Consider the following 15,212-nt stretch of genomic DNA (forward strand, 5'->3'; position numbering starts at 1 on the left):
TACACTTCGGGCATCAGACCCGTTACTGGAACCCCAAGATGGGGCCCTACATCTTCGGACATCGTAGCAAGATTCATATCGTCGATCTTGAGAAGACCCTCCCCCTCTTCAACGACGCCATGAATTTTATCGGTTCGCTTGCGGCGAACGGCGGCAAGATCATGTTTGTCGGCACTAAGCGTGCAGCCCGTGATGCGGTGCGTGAAGAGGCGGTGCGCTGCAACATGCCCTACGTCAATCATCGTTGGCTCGGTGGCATGCTGACTAATTTCAAGACCATCAAGCAGTCGATCAAACGTCTTAAAGAGCTGGAAGCCATGTTCGAGGACGGTAGTGTCGATCAGCGTTTCAAGAAGAAAGAGGCATTGAATCTCCATCGCGAGATGGAGAAGCTGGATCGCAGCCTCGGCGGCATCAAAGATATGGGCAAGTTGCCCGATGCCATGTTCGTGATCGATGTGGGGCATGAAGACATCGCAATCTCTGAGGCCCACAAGCTGGGCATCCCTGTTATCGGCGTGGTCGATACCAATAACAACCCCGAGGCCATCGATTACGTGATCCCCGGAAATGATGACGCAATTCGGGCGATCCAGCTCTACACGCAGGGCGCATCTGCAGCGATCCTTGAAGGCCGCACCAGCGCGGCCCATGTGGCGGCTGGCAGCGAAGAGGAGTTTGTCGAGGTCAAAGGCGACAAGTCCTGAAGCAGCTGACAGGTTTTCTGGATTAACGACCGGATCATGCCTGCAGCGTGATTCGGTCGATCTATATTTGAAGATACGATTTTGAGGTAGGAAAGATGGCGATTACAGCCTCTCAGGTTAAGGAGCTGCGCGAACGCACCGGCGCAGGCATGATGGAGTGCAAGAAGGCCTTGGTTGAGGTCGATGGCGATATCGAAGCGGCAATCGAGGCGATGCGCAAATCGGGTCAGGCCAAGGCCGCCAAGAAAGCGGGCCGCATCGCAGCGGAAGGTGTGATTGTGATCAGCTTCAATGCTGACAACACTCAGGCGGCGATGGTCGAGGTCAACAGTGAAACCGATTTTGTGGCCAAAGACGAGAACTTCACCTCATTTGCCGGCGCTGTGGCAGAGAGTGCGCTTAACGGCGGTGCGGACGATGTTGAGGCGCTGATGGAACAATCTCTTCACGAAGGTGAGGAGACCACTGTAAATCAGGCTCGTGAGGCGCTGATCTCCAAGTTGGGCGAGAACATGAACGTGCGTCGTTTTGCCCGTATGCAGGCCGGCAAGGGTACCCTGGTCAGCTACAGCCACGGCGTGCGTATCGGTGTTGTGGTCGAGGTTGAGGGTGACGAGGGCGATCTGGGCAAGGATCTGGCAATGCATATTGCCGCGACCAGCCCCGTCTGTCTCTCCGCTGATGATATGCCTCAGGATATGCTGAACAAGGAGCGCGAGATCGTTGCCGCCCAGGCCAAGGAGAGTGGCAAGCCGGACAACATCGTCGAGAAGATGGTCGAAGGCCGCATGCGCAAATTTCTGGCGGAAAATACCCTGCTGGGCCAGGTTTTCGTCAAGGATGCGGATTTTACCATCGAAAAGCTGTTGCAGAGCAAGGGTGCCGCTATTGCCCAATTCAGCCGCTTTGAGGTTGGTGAAGGCATCGAGAAGAAGAAGGAAGATTTCGCCGCAGAGGTCCGGGCGCAAGCCAAGATGTAAACTTCTGTTCCCCCGCATTCTGTACCGGAGCGATTGCTCCGGTGACAGAGGGGGTGGATTGCGGGCAGGGAGCCTGTGGAGCTGAAATATCCGTGGAAAATGGAATATTTACTCTCTGCGTCTTATCATTCGGTTATTCTCAAATATAGGAATCGATTCAGTATGTCGGATTTGATCTGTCGGCGTATCCTGCTCAAGCTTAGTGGCGAAGCCCTGATGGGTGCGGGCGACTTTGGGATTGCACCTGAGGTGATGGCGCGTACTGCGGGTGAGGTGCGGGATCTCGTTGAGGCCGGTCTACAGGTGGGGTTGGTGATTGGTGGCGGAAATATCTTCCGCGGTGCCGGTCTGGCGCAGGGTGGTCTCGATCGTGTGACCGGCGATCACATGGGTATGCTTGCCACTGTGATGAACTCCCTGGCGATGCAGGATGCTCTCACCAAGATCGGCATCGAGGCCAGAGTGCTCTCTGCGCTGAGCATGCCGGATGTCTGTGAGCCTTTCACCGCACGGGATGCCAGACGGCACCTGGATGAGGGTCGAGTGGCGATCCTGGCTGCAGGTACCGGCAATCCCTATTTCACCACCGATTCCGCCGCAAGTCTGCGTGCGATCGAGATCCAGGCCGACATGATGATCAAGGCGACCAAGGTAAACGGCGTCTACTCAGCGGATCCAGTGAAGGACCCCGATGCTGAATTCTATCCCCGCCTCACCTACAATCGGGTTTTGGCGGAAAACCTGCAGGTGATGGATGCAACTGCGATTGTGCTCTGCAGGGATAACGATATGCCGCTACGAATTATGAACATCAATGATTCCGGGGCTCTCTTGCGCCTGATGCGCGGAGAGGTCATCGGCTCCTTGGTAGAAGAGGGCGAATAACATGATCGACGATATCAAGAGTGATGCTGACACCCGTATGGGCAAGAGCGTTGAGGCGCTCTCCCACGAGTTGGCGAAAGTGCGTACCGGGCGAGCTCATCCAAGTCTGCTGGACCATATCCGGGTTGACTATTATGGTTCCGAAGTGCCGCTGAGTCAGGTTGCCAATATCAATGTGGAAGATGGCCGCACCCTTGCAGTGACCCCCTGGGAACGACCAATGATCGCAGTGGTCGAGAAGGCGATTTTAACCTCTGATCTGGGCCTCAATCCCATGAGTGCCGGCGCAGTGATCCGGGTTCCCATGCCGCCGTTGACGGAGGAACGACGCAAGGATCTGATTCGCGTGGTACGCCATGAGGCGGAAAATGCGCGGGTGGCAATCCGTAACATTCGTCGTGATGCCAACCATAATCTCAAGGATCACATGAAGGAGAAGATGATCTCCGAAGACGATGAGCGTCGTGGACAGGAGATCATTCAAAAGTTGACCGATCAGCACGTCAAAGAGGTGGATGAGGCGCTGGCGGTGAAAGAAAAGGATTTGATGGAGATCTGATAATCACTGTTGCCCGGTGACAGTTCGTTTAGAGCGAATCAAGGTGATGATGAACGGAACCCAATCGGACAGTTTGGAGGCCGAAGGCCGATTGCCTGGGCATGTCGCAATCATCATGGATGGTAACGGCCGCTGGGCGCAACGCCGCGGTCTGCCACGCTACGCGGGTCATCCCGTCGGCGTGGATGCGGTGCGCAACATTGTCGAATGTTGTGTGCAGAAAAAGATCCAGGTTCTTACCCTTTTTGCCTTCAGCAGTGAAAACTGGCACCGGCCCAAGAAAGAGGTCGGCCTGATCATGGATCTTTTCATTCGCGCCTTGGGTAAAGAGGCGCGTCGCCTGCACAGAAATGGTGTTCGACTGAAAATTATTGGGGAGCGTGAGGCCTTTTCCGAAAAGCTGCAGCGCAGAATCCTGGAAGTCGAGGAGTTGACGGCCGAAAATCGTGGTCTGACCCTGCAGGTCGCCGCCAATTACGGCGGTCGCTGGGATATTACCCAGGCGGCCAAAGCCCTGGCCAGGGCAGTGGCGGCAGGCGAGCTCTCCCCCGAGGATATCGATGAAGCGTCGTTGGCCGGTGCGCTCTCTTTTCCCGATCTGCCGAATCCGGATCTCTTTATTCGTACCGGCGGGGAGCAGCGGCTAAGTAATTTCCTACTCTGGCAGACCGCCTATTCCGAACTCTACTTCACTGATCTGCTATGGCCCGATTTTGATACGGCGGCTTTTGAAAACGCGCTCGCCGATTTTGCGGGACGTCAGCGCCGTTTTGGCCGCACCGGTGAGCAGGTGGGAGATCACAAGGCTGAGGCCTCCTGAGCCGCTGATGCTAAAACAGCGTGTTCTGACAGCACTGGTCCTGGCGCCTTTGATTGTTACCGGGGTTCTCTGGTCGCCCACACTCTACCTCGCACTGGTGTTGGCCCTGTTTTTGGCAGTTTGCGGGTTTGAATGGGCGCGCCTTTCCGGCACAAACAGCCCTGTCGGCCAGTTTGGCTATATCCTGGTTTTGGGACTCTTCATGGCTGCCGTCGCGATGCTGTTGGAGGCGCCTGCACTACTGCTCTGGCTGTTTGTGCTGGTGGTTTTCTGGTGGTTGGTTGTGTTGATACGGTTACGACATTTTCGCAGTGGCGTCATTGCAGAGGGTTTTAGCCTGACCCAAAGTCTGGAGGGTATCATTGTTTTGGTGCCGGCGTGGTTGGCATGGGTGACTCTCCATCAGGTGCCTGAACAGGGTCCGCAATTGCTGTTGTTTCTGTTGATCCTGATCTGGGCTGCCGATATCGGCGCCTATTTTGCCGGTCGTCGCTTTGGTCGCACCAAACTTGCGCCCGAGGTCAGTCCGGGTAAGACCCGGGAAGGGGTCTACGGCGCAATCGCAGGTTCTCTGATATGTGGCTTATTTTTTGCTTGGTGGCAGGGATTCTCCCCTGCAGAGTACCCGCTGGCGCTGTTGCTCTGCGTGTTAACTGTGATCTTCTCCGTGATTGGGGATCTTTTTGAGAGCCTACTCAAACGCCTGCGTAACATGAAAGATAGCGGCACTTTGCTGCCTGGGCATGGAGGCATGCTGGATCGCCTCGACAGTCTGACTGCCGCCGGCCCTGTTTTTGTGCTGGGGTTGATGCTGATGGGGAAGATCGGATGAAGGGGCTTACCGTGCTGGGTTCCACCGGCTCTATCGGTCTCAGTACCCTGGATGTAGTGGCCCGTCACCCTGAGCGCTACCGCGTGGTTGCATTGACGGCTAACCGCGATGTGGACGGTCTGCTCGGTCAGTGCCTCAGCTTCAAACCGCAGATCGCGGTGATGGCGGATGCAACATCAGCTGCGGAGTTGGCCAAGCGGTTGGCCGAAAAAAGCAGTGATGTTGAGGTGTTATCCGGTGTTGCCGGTCTTGAGCAGGTGGCTGCCATGCCGGAGGCCGATTATGTGATGGCGGCGATTGTCGGGGCTGCCGGTCTGTTGCCTGCCATGGCGGCAGTGCGTGCGGGCAAGCGGATCCTGCTGGCGAATAAAGAGGCGTTGGTGGTTTCCGGGCATCTCTTCATGGAGGCTGCTGAGGTGCATGCGGCGGAGATTCTGCCTATAGACAGCGAACATAATGCGGTCTTTCAATGCATGCCGGCTGACTTTCAACGTGGATTGGAACAGGTTGGGGTACGCAAGATTCTGCTGACTGCATCTGGTGGACCTTTTCGCACTATGCCGCTGGAGGGTTTGAAGACCGTTACCCCCGAGCAGGCCTGCGCCCATCCAAACTGGGATATGGGGCGCAAGATCTCCGTCGATTCCGCCACCATGATGAACAAGGGGCTGGAGGTGATTGAGGCCTGCTGGCTGTTTCATACTTCACCGCAGCAGATTCAGGTGGTGCTGCATCCACAGAGCGTGATCCACTCGATGGTGGAGTACAATGATGGCTCGGTGCTGGCACAGTTGGGTAATCCCGACATGCGCACGCCCATTGCTCACGCCCTTGCCTGGCCGGAGCGCATCGATTCCGGCGTGGATCGCCTGGATCTGTTTCAGGTTGCCAGACTCGATTTTGTGGCCCCTGATCTTGAGCGTTTTCCCTGTTTGCGACTTGCCTATGAGGCGATCAAGGCGGGTGGGACTGCACCCGCAGTGCTGAATGCCGCAAATGAGGTGGCGGTGCAGGCCTTTCTTGAGGGTCGCCTCGGTTTTCTCGGTATCCCCGCACTGGTGGAACGGACCCTGGACGCATTGGAGGTCATGCCCGCCGACAGTCTGGAACAGTTGCTGGATCAAGATCACCAAGCCCGGTTTTTTGCGGAACAAACACTTTTAAGCGCATAGTCCGCAAATAACGCGAAATACGCAAATACGCTGGAAACCCATAGTCAGCAAGTTTTTTGCGATTATTTGCGTGTTTTGCGGATAAAATAACCCTCGAAGGTTTGAGGTCAAGTCTCACTCGATATAAGTCTGAAACAGACTACAGTTTTTATTATGGATTCACTGCTTTTTACAATCGCGGCGTTCGTCGTTGCGCTGGGTATTTTGATTACCGTACATGAGTTTGGCCACTTCTGGGTGGCCCGCAGGGTCGGTGTGAAGGTACTGCGTTTCTCCATCGGCTTTGGCAAACCGCTTTGGACGCATGTCGGCAAGAATGACGGCACTGAATATGTCCTTGCCGCCATCCCCCTGGGCGGTTACGTGAAGATGCTGGATGAACGGGAGGCGCCGGTCGATCCCGGTGAGCTGGGTCGGGCCTTCAACAGACAGACGCTGGCTTCCAGAACGGCGATTGTGCTGGCGGGCCCTCTGTTCAATCTATTGTTTGCCGTCTGCGCCTTCTGGCTGATCTTCGTGGCGGGGGATACCGGCATCAAACCGCTGGTGGGGGAGGTCAAGGCCGAATCCATTGCTGAACAGGCCGGGTTTCAGACGGGAGACCTCATACTCTCCGTCAATCAGGTGTCCACTCCGACATGGGAGACAGCTGTCTACATGCTGTTGGCGGAGTCACTGAATGTCGGGCAGATCGCAGTAAGGGTCGAAGATGAGAGTGGCCGGGAGGCGGTTCGCTGGCTCGACGCCGGGCGGCTTCAGGAGATGTCTGAGGAGGGCCAGATTCTGCAGAATCTGGGAATTACGCCCATGCGTCCCGTAGTCGCGCCGGTTATCGGTACACTGTTGCCGGGCGAAGCTGCAGACAGGGATGGGTTGAAAACCGGCGATCTGTTGCTCTCCGTTGATGGCCAATCCCTGGAGAGTTGGGTCGAATGGGTGAAGTATGTACGGGCGCGACCGGAACAGCGCATGGTTCTCGAAGTCGAGCGTGCGGGGAGTCTGATCCGCCTTGAACTAACCCCGGCAGCGATTGAAAGTGAGGGTGAAAGCATCGGTCGAATTGGTGCGAGCGTGCAGGTGCCGCCTCACCTGATGGCCGACTACCAGACAGAGATTCGTTACGGTCCTCTGGAGGCAGTTGGCAAGTCGTTGTACAAGACCTGGGATCTCTCTCTGCTGATGCTGAAAATGCTCGGTAAGATGGTGGTCGGCGAGGTTTCGGTAAAGAATCTCAGTGGGCCGATATCCATCGCGGAGTATGCGGGTAAAACCGCCAGCTACGGTCTGATCGATTTCCTTAAGTTCCTCGCTGTGGTGAGTATCAGCCTCGGCGTGCTGAATCTGCTGCCGATCCCTGTCCTGGATGGTGGTCACCTCCTCTTTTTTCTGCTTGAGGCGATCAAAGGGGGGCCTTTATCGGAAACCTTTATGGAGCATGGACAGAAGATTGGGATGGTTTTGCTATTGGCAATGATGAGTCTTGCCTTCTATGTGGATCTTAGTCGTTTGCTGGGCTAGCGGCAAAATATCACTTATACTACCCCGCTTATGCGGAGTCCTGTCTTCACTCCCGCTGATCCCTCATGTTTGGGACAATCGCCACAGGCGGCAATGGTCGCAGGTATAAAAAATCTAATATTATGTCGTTGCTGGGTGTCCTGAAAAGATTCCTTTCCGGTCTGGTCTTGTTGCTGATGACGGCTGCCGTTATGGGCGCTTCGTCGTTTGTCGTGGAAGATATACGGATCGAAGGTTTGCAGCGTATCTCCGCAGGTACGGTGTTCAACTACCTGCCGGTAAAGGTGGGCGACCAGGTATCATCGGGAGATACGGCCGGCATCATCCGAACACTGTTCAAAACGGGCTTTTTCAAGGATGTGCGCCTCGAACGGGAGGATGGAGTGCTGGTGGTGTTCGTGCGTGAACGGCCGGCAGTGGCGGAGATCAACCTGAGCGGTAACAAAGATCTGGATACCGATAGGCTGAAGGCCGGCCTGAAGGATATTGGTCTGGCTGAAGGCAGGGTCTTCAAGCGCGCGCTGCTGGAGCGTGTCGAGCGGGAGTTGAACCGCCAGTATTTCTCCCGTGGCAAGTATGGTGTCAGGATCAAATCCACAGTTACGCCGCTGGAACGCAACCGGGTGTCGGTGGATATCGAAATTTCAGAGGGCATCACCGCCCGCATCAAGAAGATCAACCTTATCGGCAATCAGGCATTTGAAGATGATGAGCTGCTGGATGAGTTTGCTCTCGGTATCCCGAGCTGGTACGACTTCTTCTCCGACAGAGACAAATACTCGAAGCAGGCGCTTTCGGGTGATCTGGAGAAACTGCGCTCCTACTATCTCGACAGGGGATTTATCGATTTCAAGATAGACTCCACCCAGGTTTCCATTACGCCGGACAAGAAGGATATCTATGTCACGGTCGTAGTCTCTGAAGGTGAGGTGTTCACCCTCAGTGACATCAAGCTTGCGGGGGAGTTGATTGTACCTTTGGAAGCGCTTTTTCCGCTGATTCACCTCAGGCGGGGTGAGGTCTTCTCCCGCAAAAAGACCACTGCCAGCGCGGAGCGGGTCAACAGCCTTCTGTCGGATGCCGGTTACGCCTTCGCCAACGTCAACAGCATTCCCGATATCGATCGTGAAAACCGCCAGGTGGCGATCACCTATTTTGTCGATCCGGGTAAACGGGTCTATGTTCGCCACATCGACATGAGCGGTAACGCAGCGACCCGGGACGAGGTGCTTCGCAGGGAGCTGCGGCAGATGGAATCGGCCTGGTTTTCGGGAGAGAAGGTGCGATTGTCCCGTGAACGCCTGCAGCGCCTGGGTTATTTCGAAGAGGTGAATGTCGAGACGCCAGCCGTTCCTGGGCGGACTGATCAGGTGGATGTTGACTTCAAGGTGAAAGAGAAGGCTTCCGGTAATCTGTCGGCGGGTATCGGTTTCTCTCAGACCCAGGGCCTGATGTTCAATGCAAGCATCACTCAAGACAATTTTCTTGGTACCGGTAAGCGGGTCAGTACCGGTTTCGACACCAGTAAGGCAAATAAGAAGTTCAATATTTCCTATAACAACCCCTACTATACTATTAACGGCATTAGTCGCGGGTTTGAGTTTTCCTACCGCGCCACTGATTTTAGTGAACTCAATATTTCCAGTTATGCGACGGATGTCAGTCGCGTAGGGGTTAGCTTCGGCCTGCCCATCACAGAATACGACAGGCTGCGTTTCAGTCTGGCCTTTGAGGATACCAAGTTCGTGTTGGGAGACTCCCCATCAGATGAGGTGCTGAAATTCGAAGAGGTGAATGGCAACAAATTTCTGGATCTGGAGACGCTTGTCAGCTGGACCCGTGATACCCGGGATCGTGCCATCTTTCCCACTGTTGGAGGTAAGCAGGTGGCCGCGCTGGAGGTGACCGTGCCTGGCAGCGATCTACAGTATTACCGCTTACACTACAAACACACGCGCTATTTTCCTTTGACAAAAACCCTTACGCTTAGGTTCAATGGTGAACTGGGTTACGGAGACAGCTACTCAGATACCCCGATACTGCCGTTTTACCGTAACTTTTTTGCAGGCGGCATTGGCACAGTACGCGGCTTTGAGGAAAATACCCTGGGTCCGCAGGACTCATTTGGCGATTCGTTGGGAGCAAATTCGAAATTGACGGGTCAAATAGAGTTGCTGGCTCCGCCGCCTGTCGACTCTTTTAAAAGCACGATGCGCTGGGGCGTGTTTCTGGATGCCGGAAATGTTTTTGATGTAAAGTTTGGCAATGGTTTCGAATTTGATGAGCTACGTTACTCTACAGGTCTCATGCTCTCCTGGTTATCACCGGTGGGTGCCTTGGCTTTTAGTCTGGGGTATCCTTTGAACGATAAAGTCAGTGATTCTGTGGAGACACTGCAGTTTAGTTTCGGAACCACATATTGATTAAGTGGGAGTGATTTTGTGAAAAGATTGGGTAAGATTGGTAGTTTTCTGTTGTTGCTGACTTTTTTCGCGGGCAATGTCCTGGCGGAGAGTTATAGCATTGCCTTTGTCAACGCAACCAAGGTTTTTGAGGAGTCATCGCAGTACAAGGAGGCCCGTAAACGTCTGCAGGCAGAGTTCTCCCGTCGTGAGAAAGATCTGCTCTCCAGTAAAAAGCAGCTGAAGCAGCTCGAAGACAAGCTGCAACGTGATGGCGCCGTGATGAGTGAGTCAGAAGTGAAGCGCCTGGAGCGAGATATTCTCTCCCGTCGCCGCAAGCTCAAGAATGCGCAGACTGAATTTCGCGAGGATCTCAACCTGAGACAGAATGAAGAATTCAAGAAACTGCGGCAGCGGGTACGGGAAGTGATTCAGCAGGTCGGTAAAGAGGAGAAGATCGACCTAATCCTGTCCGATGGTGTGGTCTATTTCAGTGAGAAGATCGATATTTCCGACAAAGTCCTGGAGAAGCTGGGACAGATCCAAGCGAAGTAGGAGTCTGGGGATTGGCGGTTCGACTGGGAGTCTTGGCGGAGATTGCAGGGGCCGAACTGCGTGGCGACCCGCAGATTCTGATCTCAAAGGTTGCGACCCTGCAACAGGCTGGGCCGGATGAGGTCAGTTTTCTGGCGAACCCGAAATATCGGCGTCATCTGAAAAAGACGGCTGCGGCGGCGGTGATACTGGGACCGGAGGATGCCGAATACTGCAGTACCGCTCTATTATTGAGTGACAACCCTTACCTCGCCTATGCGAGGGTCTCTCGCCAACTCAATCCCACTCCTGCCTTTGAGCCGGGCTGCCACGTTTCTGCAGTGGTGGATGCCTCAGCCAGTATCGACCCATCGGCCTTTGTCGGTCCCTGCGCTGTAGTGGGTGCAGGCAGCCGTATCGGGGCAGGTGTATATATCGGACCGGGGTGTATCATTGAGCATGATTGTGTCGTTGCTGATGAATCACGCCTCGTAGCCAATGTGACGCTCTGCCATGGGACTCATGTGGGAGCGCGCTGCCTGGTCCATCCGGGTGCCGTTCTGGGGAGTGATGGTTTCGGTCTGGCAAACGACGATGGTCGATGGGAGAAGGTACCCCAGACAGGCAGAGTCCGTCTTGGGGACGATGTGGAAGTGGGCGCCAACACCACCATCGACCGGGGTGCACTGGAGGACACGGTGCTTGAGGACGGGGTCAAACTGGACAACCTGATCCAGATTGCCCACAACGTTATTGTCGGCGCCAATACCGCAATGGCGAGTGGAGTGGCGGTAGCGGGTTCGACCCATATTGGCCGCAATTGCACCTTTGGGGGTATGGTCGGACTCGTCGGCCACCTGGATATCGGTGATAATGTGCACTTTTCGGGAGCGAGCATGGTTACCCGTTCCTTTTCTGAGCCGGGGTACTACAGCGGCAATCTGCCCGCCATGGACAACAAGCAGTGGCGCAAGGCCGTGGCGCGTATTCGCCAACTGGATGAGATGGCGAAGCGTCTACAGCGCCTGGAAAAAAAGGTGGAAACAGCTTCCACGGACCAGGATGGATAACGCATTGATCAAGGGGAGAGAACGTTGGTTGTGATGGACATCGAGAAGGTGCTGCGCCTGTTACCGCACCGCTATCCGTTTTTATTGATAGATCGGGTATTGGAGTTCGAGAAGGACAAACGTCTGTTGGCATTGAAAAATGTGACCTACAACGAACCCTTCTTCAACGGACATTTCCCCATTAAACCGGTAATGCCGGGTGTTTTGATCGTCGAGGCGATGGCGCAGGCCACCGGCCTGCTGGCCCGTGAGTCCCATCCGGAGACCGCTAACGAAAATACCATCTATCTGTTTGTCGGGATCAACAAGGCGCGTTTCAAGCGCCCGGTGGTGCCCGGTGATCAGCTTGAACTGGAGGTGACTCAGACTGCGATGAGACGTGGTATGGGCATCTTCTCAGGCATTGCCAGGGTGGATGGGAAGGTGGCGGCTACTGCAGAGGTTATCTGCACCGCAAGAGACGCTACTGAGGCATGAGTCAAATCGATCAACGGGCGGTGATTGATTCCTCTGCGGAATTGGGCGAAGGGGTCTCTATCGGTCCATTCTCGGTGATCGGGGCCGATGTGAAGATCGGTCGTGGCACCACCATCGGCCCTCATGTCGTTATCAACGGCCCGACCAGGATCGGTGAAGATAATCGTATTTTTCAGTTTGCCTCGGTTGGCGAGGATCCACAGGACAAAAAGTATGGCGGTGAGCCGACCTGGCTGGAGATCGGCGACCGTAACGTCATCCGTGAGTTCGTCACCATCAATCGGGGAACGCAGCAGGATGCGGGAACAACCCGCATTGGCAACGATAACCTCTTCATGGCCTATACCCATGTGGCTCACGACTGCCAGATCGGAAATGATGTCATCATGGCCAACGCCGCCTCTCTTGGGGGTCATGTGCAAATCAGTGATCACACGATTCTCGGCGGATTTACTATCGTCCATCAATTCTGTCGCATCGGCGCCTACAGCTTTTGCGCCATGGGTTCGGTGATCTCCAAGGATCTGCCTCCCTATGTCATGGTTTCGGGACACCCGGCGAAACCCTACGGCATCAACACTGAAGGGCTGCGGCGACATCAATACAGCGAGCAGGCGATCCGCCAGATCAAGCATGCCTACAAACTGCTCTACAAGTCCCAGTTGCGGCTGGAAGAGGCGATCGAATCGATTCGTGAGATGGCGGGCGAGGCGCCTGAAGTCGGCATTATGGTGGATTTCATTGCGCAGGGCGGACGCAGCATCCTCCGCTAATGAATCGAATTGGTATAGTCGCCAATGAAGTCTCAGGTGATCAACTCGCCGCCTCCCTGATCCATGCACTGAAGGCGAAACGGCCTGAATTACGCTTTGAGGGCATGACCGGTCCCGCAATGGAGGCCGAAGGCTGCAAGAGTCTGGCACGCATGGATCCGGTGATGGGGTTGGTGGAGGTGCTGAAGCACCTGCCGGGGCTGCTCGCTCTGCGGCGCAGGCTTTTCCACCATTTCCAGACCGATCCCCCGGACCTCTTTCTTGGTGTGGATGCGCCGGATTTCAATTTGGTGCTGGAAACCCGACTCAAAGCCGAGGGTATCCGGACTGCCCACTTTGTCAGTCCGACCGTCTGGGCCTGGCGTCAGAAACGGGTAAAAAAACTGCGCCGGGCAGTGGATCTGATGTTATGCATCTTTCCCTTTGAAGTGGATTTTCTCCAGCGGAACAGTGTAACCGCCAACTATGTGGGACACCCTTTGGCGGATGAGATTCCCCTCGAGCCGACAGCGCCGGAAGGCGTCAGGTCCGAGCTGGGGCTTGATCCCGATCGCCCCGTTATTGCGATTCTGCCCGGCAGCCGCATGAGCGAACTTGGTATGCTGTCGGCGCCTTTTTTACAGACGGCGAACTGGTGTTTGCAGCGGCATCCTGAACTGCAATTTGTCGCGCCGATGGTGAACGCGAAGATTCGGAGAGCTTTTTCTGAGCAGATCCTTGGGGTTGCGCCGGATCTACACATCATCCTGCTTGATGGCGAGGCGCATAAGGCGATCCAGGCGGCTGACGTTGTGCTGACTGCCTCGGGCACTGCGACGCTGGAAACACTTCTATTGAAACGCCCAATGGTCGTAGGTTACCGCTTGGCAGCCCTGACATACTGGCTGGTAAAGACCTTCGATCTTGTGAAGATCCCCCACATGGCGATGGCCAATCTGATTGCTGAAGAGCGCCTCGCACCAGAGTTTCTGCAGGATGAGGTCAGGCCGGAAGTTCTTGGGCAGGCGCTGCTTGATTTTCTCGAATCACCGGACAGACGGGCTGACGTCGTCGCCAGATATCGGCAGTTGCATGAAGGGCTGCGTTGTGACGCCGCAAACCGCGCTGCGGATGCAGTGTTGGCACTTATCGATCAATAATAAAGGCGTTCTGAGATGGACTTTTTCATTGCCGGCGTGGATGAGGTGGGACGTGGACCATTGGCGGGTCCTGTGGTGGCTGCTGCGGTGATTCTCGATCCGGCAAACCCGATCGAGGGCTTGGCGGATTCCAAAAAGCTCAGCGAAAAACGCCGTGAAACCCTCTCCGGATTGATTTGCGAACGCTCCCTGGCCTGGGCACTCGGACGTGCTGAGGTCGAGGAGATCGACGAGATCAATATCCTTCAAGCCAGTTTGCTGGCTATGCAGCGGGCGGTTGAAGCGTTGCATATGTCACCGCACAAGGTGCTGGTGGATGGTAAGCATGTTCCAAACCTGGCCTGTGAGGTGGAGGCGATCATCGGCGGCGACAACAGTGTCAAAGCGATCGGCGCAGCCTCCATCATTGCCAAGGTTGCCCGTGACCGGGAGATGGTGGAGATGGATCAGCGCTATCCCGGTTATGGTCTGGCGAGACATAAAGGCTACCCCACCAAGGTGCATCTGGAGGCGCTCAGGGAATTGGGTGTTACGGCGATCCACCGCCGTTCATTCGGGCCGGTCAGACGCCTCTTGGAGGATTAGGCGTCCCTGATCGAATTAGAGGCTCCTTACGGACAGCGCATATGTTCTGGAAATTTGGGGTTTTTTGGGTGGATAATGGCGCGAACTGGTGATGATACACCGGATTGGGCAGAGCCATCCTAGAAAGTGACACCTAAAAAATGAGCGTCAGCTGGCGCGAAAATAGAACAGAGGATAAGGGTCAGGAGTGATTTTATGGGGAATATGGAGCAACAACTGAATCGGGAAGAGATCAAGGCCAAGCTGCGCGAGATTATCAAGGCGCAGTTGGAGAACGACGAGGTCGAGTACGACGAGAATAATCTGGATAATCTATCCGAACTGGATATCGACTCGCTCTCTTTTGTTGAAATCATCTTTGAAATAGAGGACAAGTTCGACGTCAAGTCCGCCGGTGGTGGTTTCAGTGATGAACAGCTTAAAGAGATCAAAACCACAGACGACATTGCCAACCTGATTATTGCTGCCAAGTCGGTTTCATGAATGCTGACGGCAGGGTGGCGATCACAGGCCTTGGCGTGGTGTCGCCGAGTGGTAACGACATCCACTCTTTCTGGCAGAACTCGGTCGCCGGTGTCAGCGGCATTCGACCGATCGAGCGTTTCGAGTCAGCCAATTTCGGCTGTAAGGTTGCCGGCCAAGTCGAGAGACTTGACGAGAGCCCCTTCTATAAAAAGAAGTACGTTAAGATTGACCCCTGTAGCGCAATGGGACTGGTCGCCGCCAGTCAGGCGCTGGCTCAGGCCGGTTTCGAAGGCC

General features: G+C 55.2%; 17 protein-coding genes. All 17 read left to right on the plus strand.

Annotated elements, in window-relative coordinates:
- Positions 1-707, plus strand: a 707-nt coding sequence (gene rpsB, locus G9Q73_RS04570; RefSeq protein ID WP_177418742.1) for a 30S ribosomal protein S2, incomplete at its 5' end; no start/stop codon positions are given.
- A 95-nt stretch (positions 708-802) separates the two neighbouring features.
- Positions 803-1,687: a translation elongation factor Ts gene (gene tsf, locus G9Q73_RS04575; protein WP_177418743.1), complete on the plus strand. Its 885-nt coding sequence runs from the start codon at positions 803-805 to the stop codon at positions 1,685-1,687.
- 162 nt (positions 1,688-1,849) lie between these two features.
- Complete coding sequence (gene pyrH, locus G9Q73_RS04580) at positions 1,850-2,572, plus strand: UMP kinase (RefSeq protein ID WP_177418744.1); 723 nt, start codon at positions 1,850-1,852, stop codon at positions 2,570-2,572.
- A gap of 1 nt (position 2,573) precedes the next feature.
- Positions 2,574-3,131 carry a ribosome recycling factor gene (gene frr / locus G9Q73_RS04585; RefSeq protein WP_177418745.1) on the plus strand — a complete coding sequence of 186 codons (558 nt, stop codon included), beginning with the start codon at positions 2,574-2,576 and terminating at the stop codon, positions 3,129-3,131.
- Between the two features lie 46 nt (positions 3,132-3,177).
- Positions 3,178-3,951, plus strand: a complete 774-nt coding sequence (gene uppS, locus G9Q73_RS04590) for a polyprenyl diphosphate synthase (RefSeq protein WP_304956553.1) — start codon at positions 3,178-3,180, stop codon at positions 3,949-3,951.
- 7 nt (positions 3,952-3,958) lie between these two features.
- Positions 3,959-4,783, plus strand: coding sequence for a phosphatidate cytidylyltransferase (locus G9Q73_RS04595; RefSeq protein ID WP_177418746.1), 825 nt, complete (start codon positions 3,959-3,961; stop codon positions 4,781-4,783).
- A complete protein-coding gene (gene ispC / locus G9Q73_RS04600) occupies positions 4,780-5,955 on the plus strand; it encodes a 1-deoxy-D-xylulose-5-phosphate reductoisomerase (RefSeq protein ID WP_177418747.1) in 1,176 nt (391 codons plus the stop codon). The genes G9Q73_RS04595 and ispC overlap by 4 nt, the downstream gene beginning before the upstream one ends.
- A 153-nt stretch (positions 5,956-6,108) precedes the next feature.
- Positions 6,109-7,473, plus strand: a complete 1,365-nt coding sequence (gene rseP, locus G9Q73_RS04605) for a sigma E protease regulator RseP (RefSeq protein ID WP_177418748.1) — start codon at positions 6,109-6,111, stop codon at positions 7,471-7,473.
- Positions 7,474-7,595: 122 nt separating this feature from the next.
- Complete coding sequence (gene bamA, locus G9Q73_RS04610; protein WP_246345017.1) at positions 7,596-9,896, plus strand: outer membrane protein assembly factor BamA; 2,301 nt, start codon at positions 7,596-7,598, stop codon at positions 9,894-9,896.
- 18 nt (positions 9,897-9,914) lie between these two features.
- Positions 9,915-10,430, plus strand: coding sequence for an OmpH/Skp family outer membrane protein (locus G9Q73_RS04615; protein WP_369408833.1), 516 nt, complete (start codon positions 9,915-9,917; stop codon positions 10,428-10,430).
- Between the two features lie 11 nt (positions 10,431-10,441).
- Positions 10,442-11,479, plus strand: a complete 1,038-nt coding sequence (lpxD, locus tag G9Q73_RS04620) for a UDP-3-O-(3-hydroxymyristoyl)glucosamine N-acyltransferase (RefSeq protein WP_177418749.1) — start codon at positions 10,442-10,444, stop codon at positions 11,477-11,479.
- 33 nt (positions 11,480-11,512) lie between these two features.
- On the plus strand, positions 11,513-11,956 hold the full coding sequence (gene fabZ / locus G9Q73_RS04625) for a 3-hydroxyacyl-ACP dehydratase FabZ (RefSeq protein WP_177418750.1): 444 nt from the start codon (positions 11,513-11,515) through the stop codon (positions 11,954-11,956).
- Positions 11,953-12,729 (plus strand): acyl-ACP--UDP-N-acetylglucosamine O-acyltransferase, encoded by a 777-nt coding sequence (lpxA, locus tag G9Q73_RS04630; RefSeq protein ID WP_177418751.1) that lies wholly within the window; start codon positions 11,953-11,955, stop codon positions 12,727-12,729. Before fabZ ends, lpxA begins: the two co-directional genes overlap by 4 nt.
- Positions 12,729-13,868 carry a lipid-A-disaccharide synthase gene (lpxB, locus tag G9Q73_RS04635; protein ID WP_177418752.1) on the plus strand — a complete coding sequence of 380 codons (1,140 nt, stop codon included), beginning with the start codon at positions 12,729-12,731 and terminating at the stop codon, positions 13,866-13,868. Before lpxA ends, lpxB begins: the two co-directional genes overlap by 1 nt.
- Before the next feature lie 15 nt (positions 13,869-13,883).
- Entirely contained in the window at positions 13,884-14,453 is a 570-nt protein-coding gene (rnhB, locus tag G9Q73_RS04640; protein ID WP_177418753.1) for a ribonuclease HII, read from the plus strand.
- 195 nt (positions 14,454-14,648) lie between these two features.
- Positions 14,649-14,936 (plus strand): acyl carrier protein, encoded by a 288-nt coding sequence (locus G9Q73_RS04645; RefSeq protein WP_177418754.1) that lies wholly within the window; start codon positions 14,649-14,651, stop codon positions 14,934-14,936.
- Positions 14,933-15,212 (plus strand): beta-ketoacyl synthase N-terminal-like domain-containing protein (locus G9Q73_RS04650; RefSeq protein WP_281397553.1); only part of this gene is annotated, 280 nt, incomplete at its 3' end. The genes G9Q73_RS04645 and G9Q73_RS04650, both read left to right, overlap by 4 nt.

This window comes from endosymbiont of Lamellibrachia barhami (genome assembly GCF_011947365.2).
Classification (GTDB): domain Bacteria; phylum Pseudomonadota; class Gammaproteobacteria; order Chromatiales; family Chromatiaceae; genus QGON01.

Bases quoted from the DNA above. Each gene is read 5' to 3' on its own strand.
- lpxA (WP_177418751.1), top strand. From the start codon at position 11,953: ATGAGTCAAATCGATCAACGGGCGGTGATTGATTCCTCTGCGGAATTG.
- lpxB (WP_177418752.1), top strand. From the start codon at position 12,729: ATGAATCGAATTGGTATAGTCGCCAATGAAGTCTCAGGTGATCAACTC.
- bamA (WP_246345017.1), top strand. From the start codon at position 7,596: ATGTCGTTGCTGGGTGTCCTGAAAAGATTCCTTTCCGGTCTGGTCTTG.
- fabZ (WP_177418750.1), top strand. From the start codon at position 11,513: ATGGACATCGAGAAGGTGCTGCGCCTGTTACCGCACCGCTATCCGTTT.
- G9Q73_RS04645 (WP_177418754.1), top strand. From the start codon at position 14,649: ATGGGGAATATGGAGCAACAACTGAATCGGGAAGAGATCAAGGCCAAG.
- rnhB (WP_177418753.1), top strand. From the start codon at position 13,884: ATGGACTTTTTCATTGCCGGCGTGGATGAGGTGGGACGTGGACCATTG.
- pyrH (WP_177418744.1), top strand. From the start codon at position 1,850: ATGTCGGATTTGATCTGTCGGCGTATCCTGCTCAAGCTTAGTGGCGAA.
- tsf (WP_177418743.1), top strand. From the start codon at position 803: ATGGCGATTACAGCCTCTCAGGTTAAGGAGCTGCGCGAACGCACCGGC.
- ispC (WP_177418747.1), top strand. From the start codon at position 4,780: ATGAAGGGGCTTACCGTGCTGGGTTCCACCGGCTCTATCGGTCTCAGT.
- G9Q73_RS04595 (WP_177418746.1), top strand. From the start codon at position 3,959: ATGCTAAAACAGCGTGTTCTGACAGCACTGGTCCTGGCGCCTTTGATT.
- uppS (WP_304956553.1), top strand. From the start codon at position 3,178: ATGATGAACGGAACCCAATCGGACAGTTTGGAGGCCGAAGGCCGATTG.
- frr (WP_177418745.1), top strand. From the start codon at position 2,574: ATGATCGACGATATCAAGAGTGATGCTGACACCCGTATGGGCAAGAGC.
- rseP (WP_177418748.1), top strand. From the start codon at position 6,109: ATGGATTCACTGCTTTTTACAATCGCGGCGTTCGTCGTTGCGCTGGGT.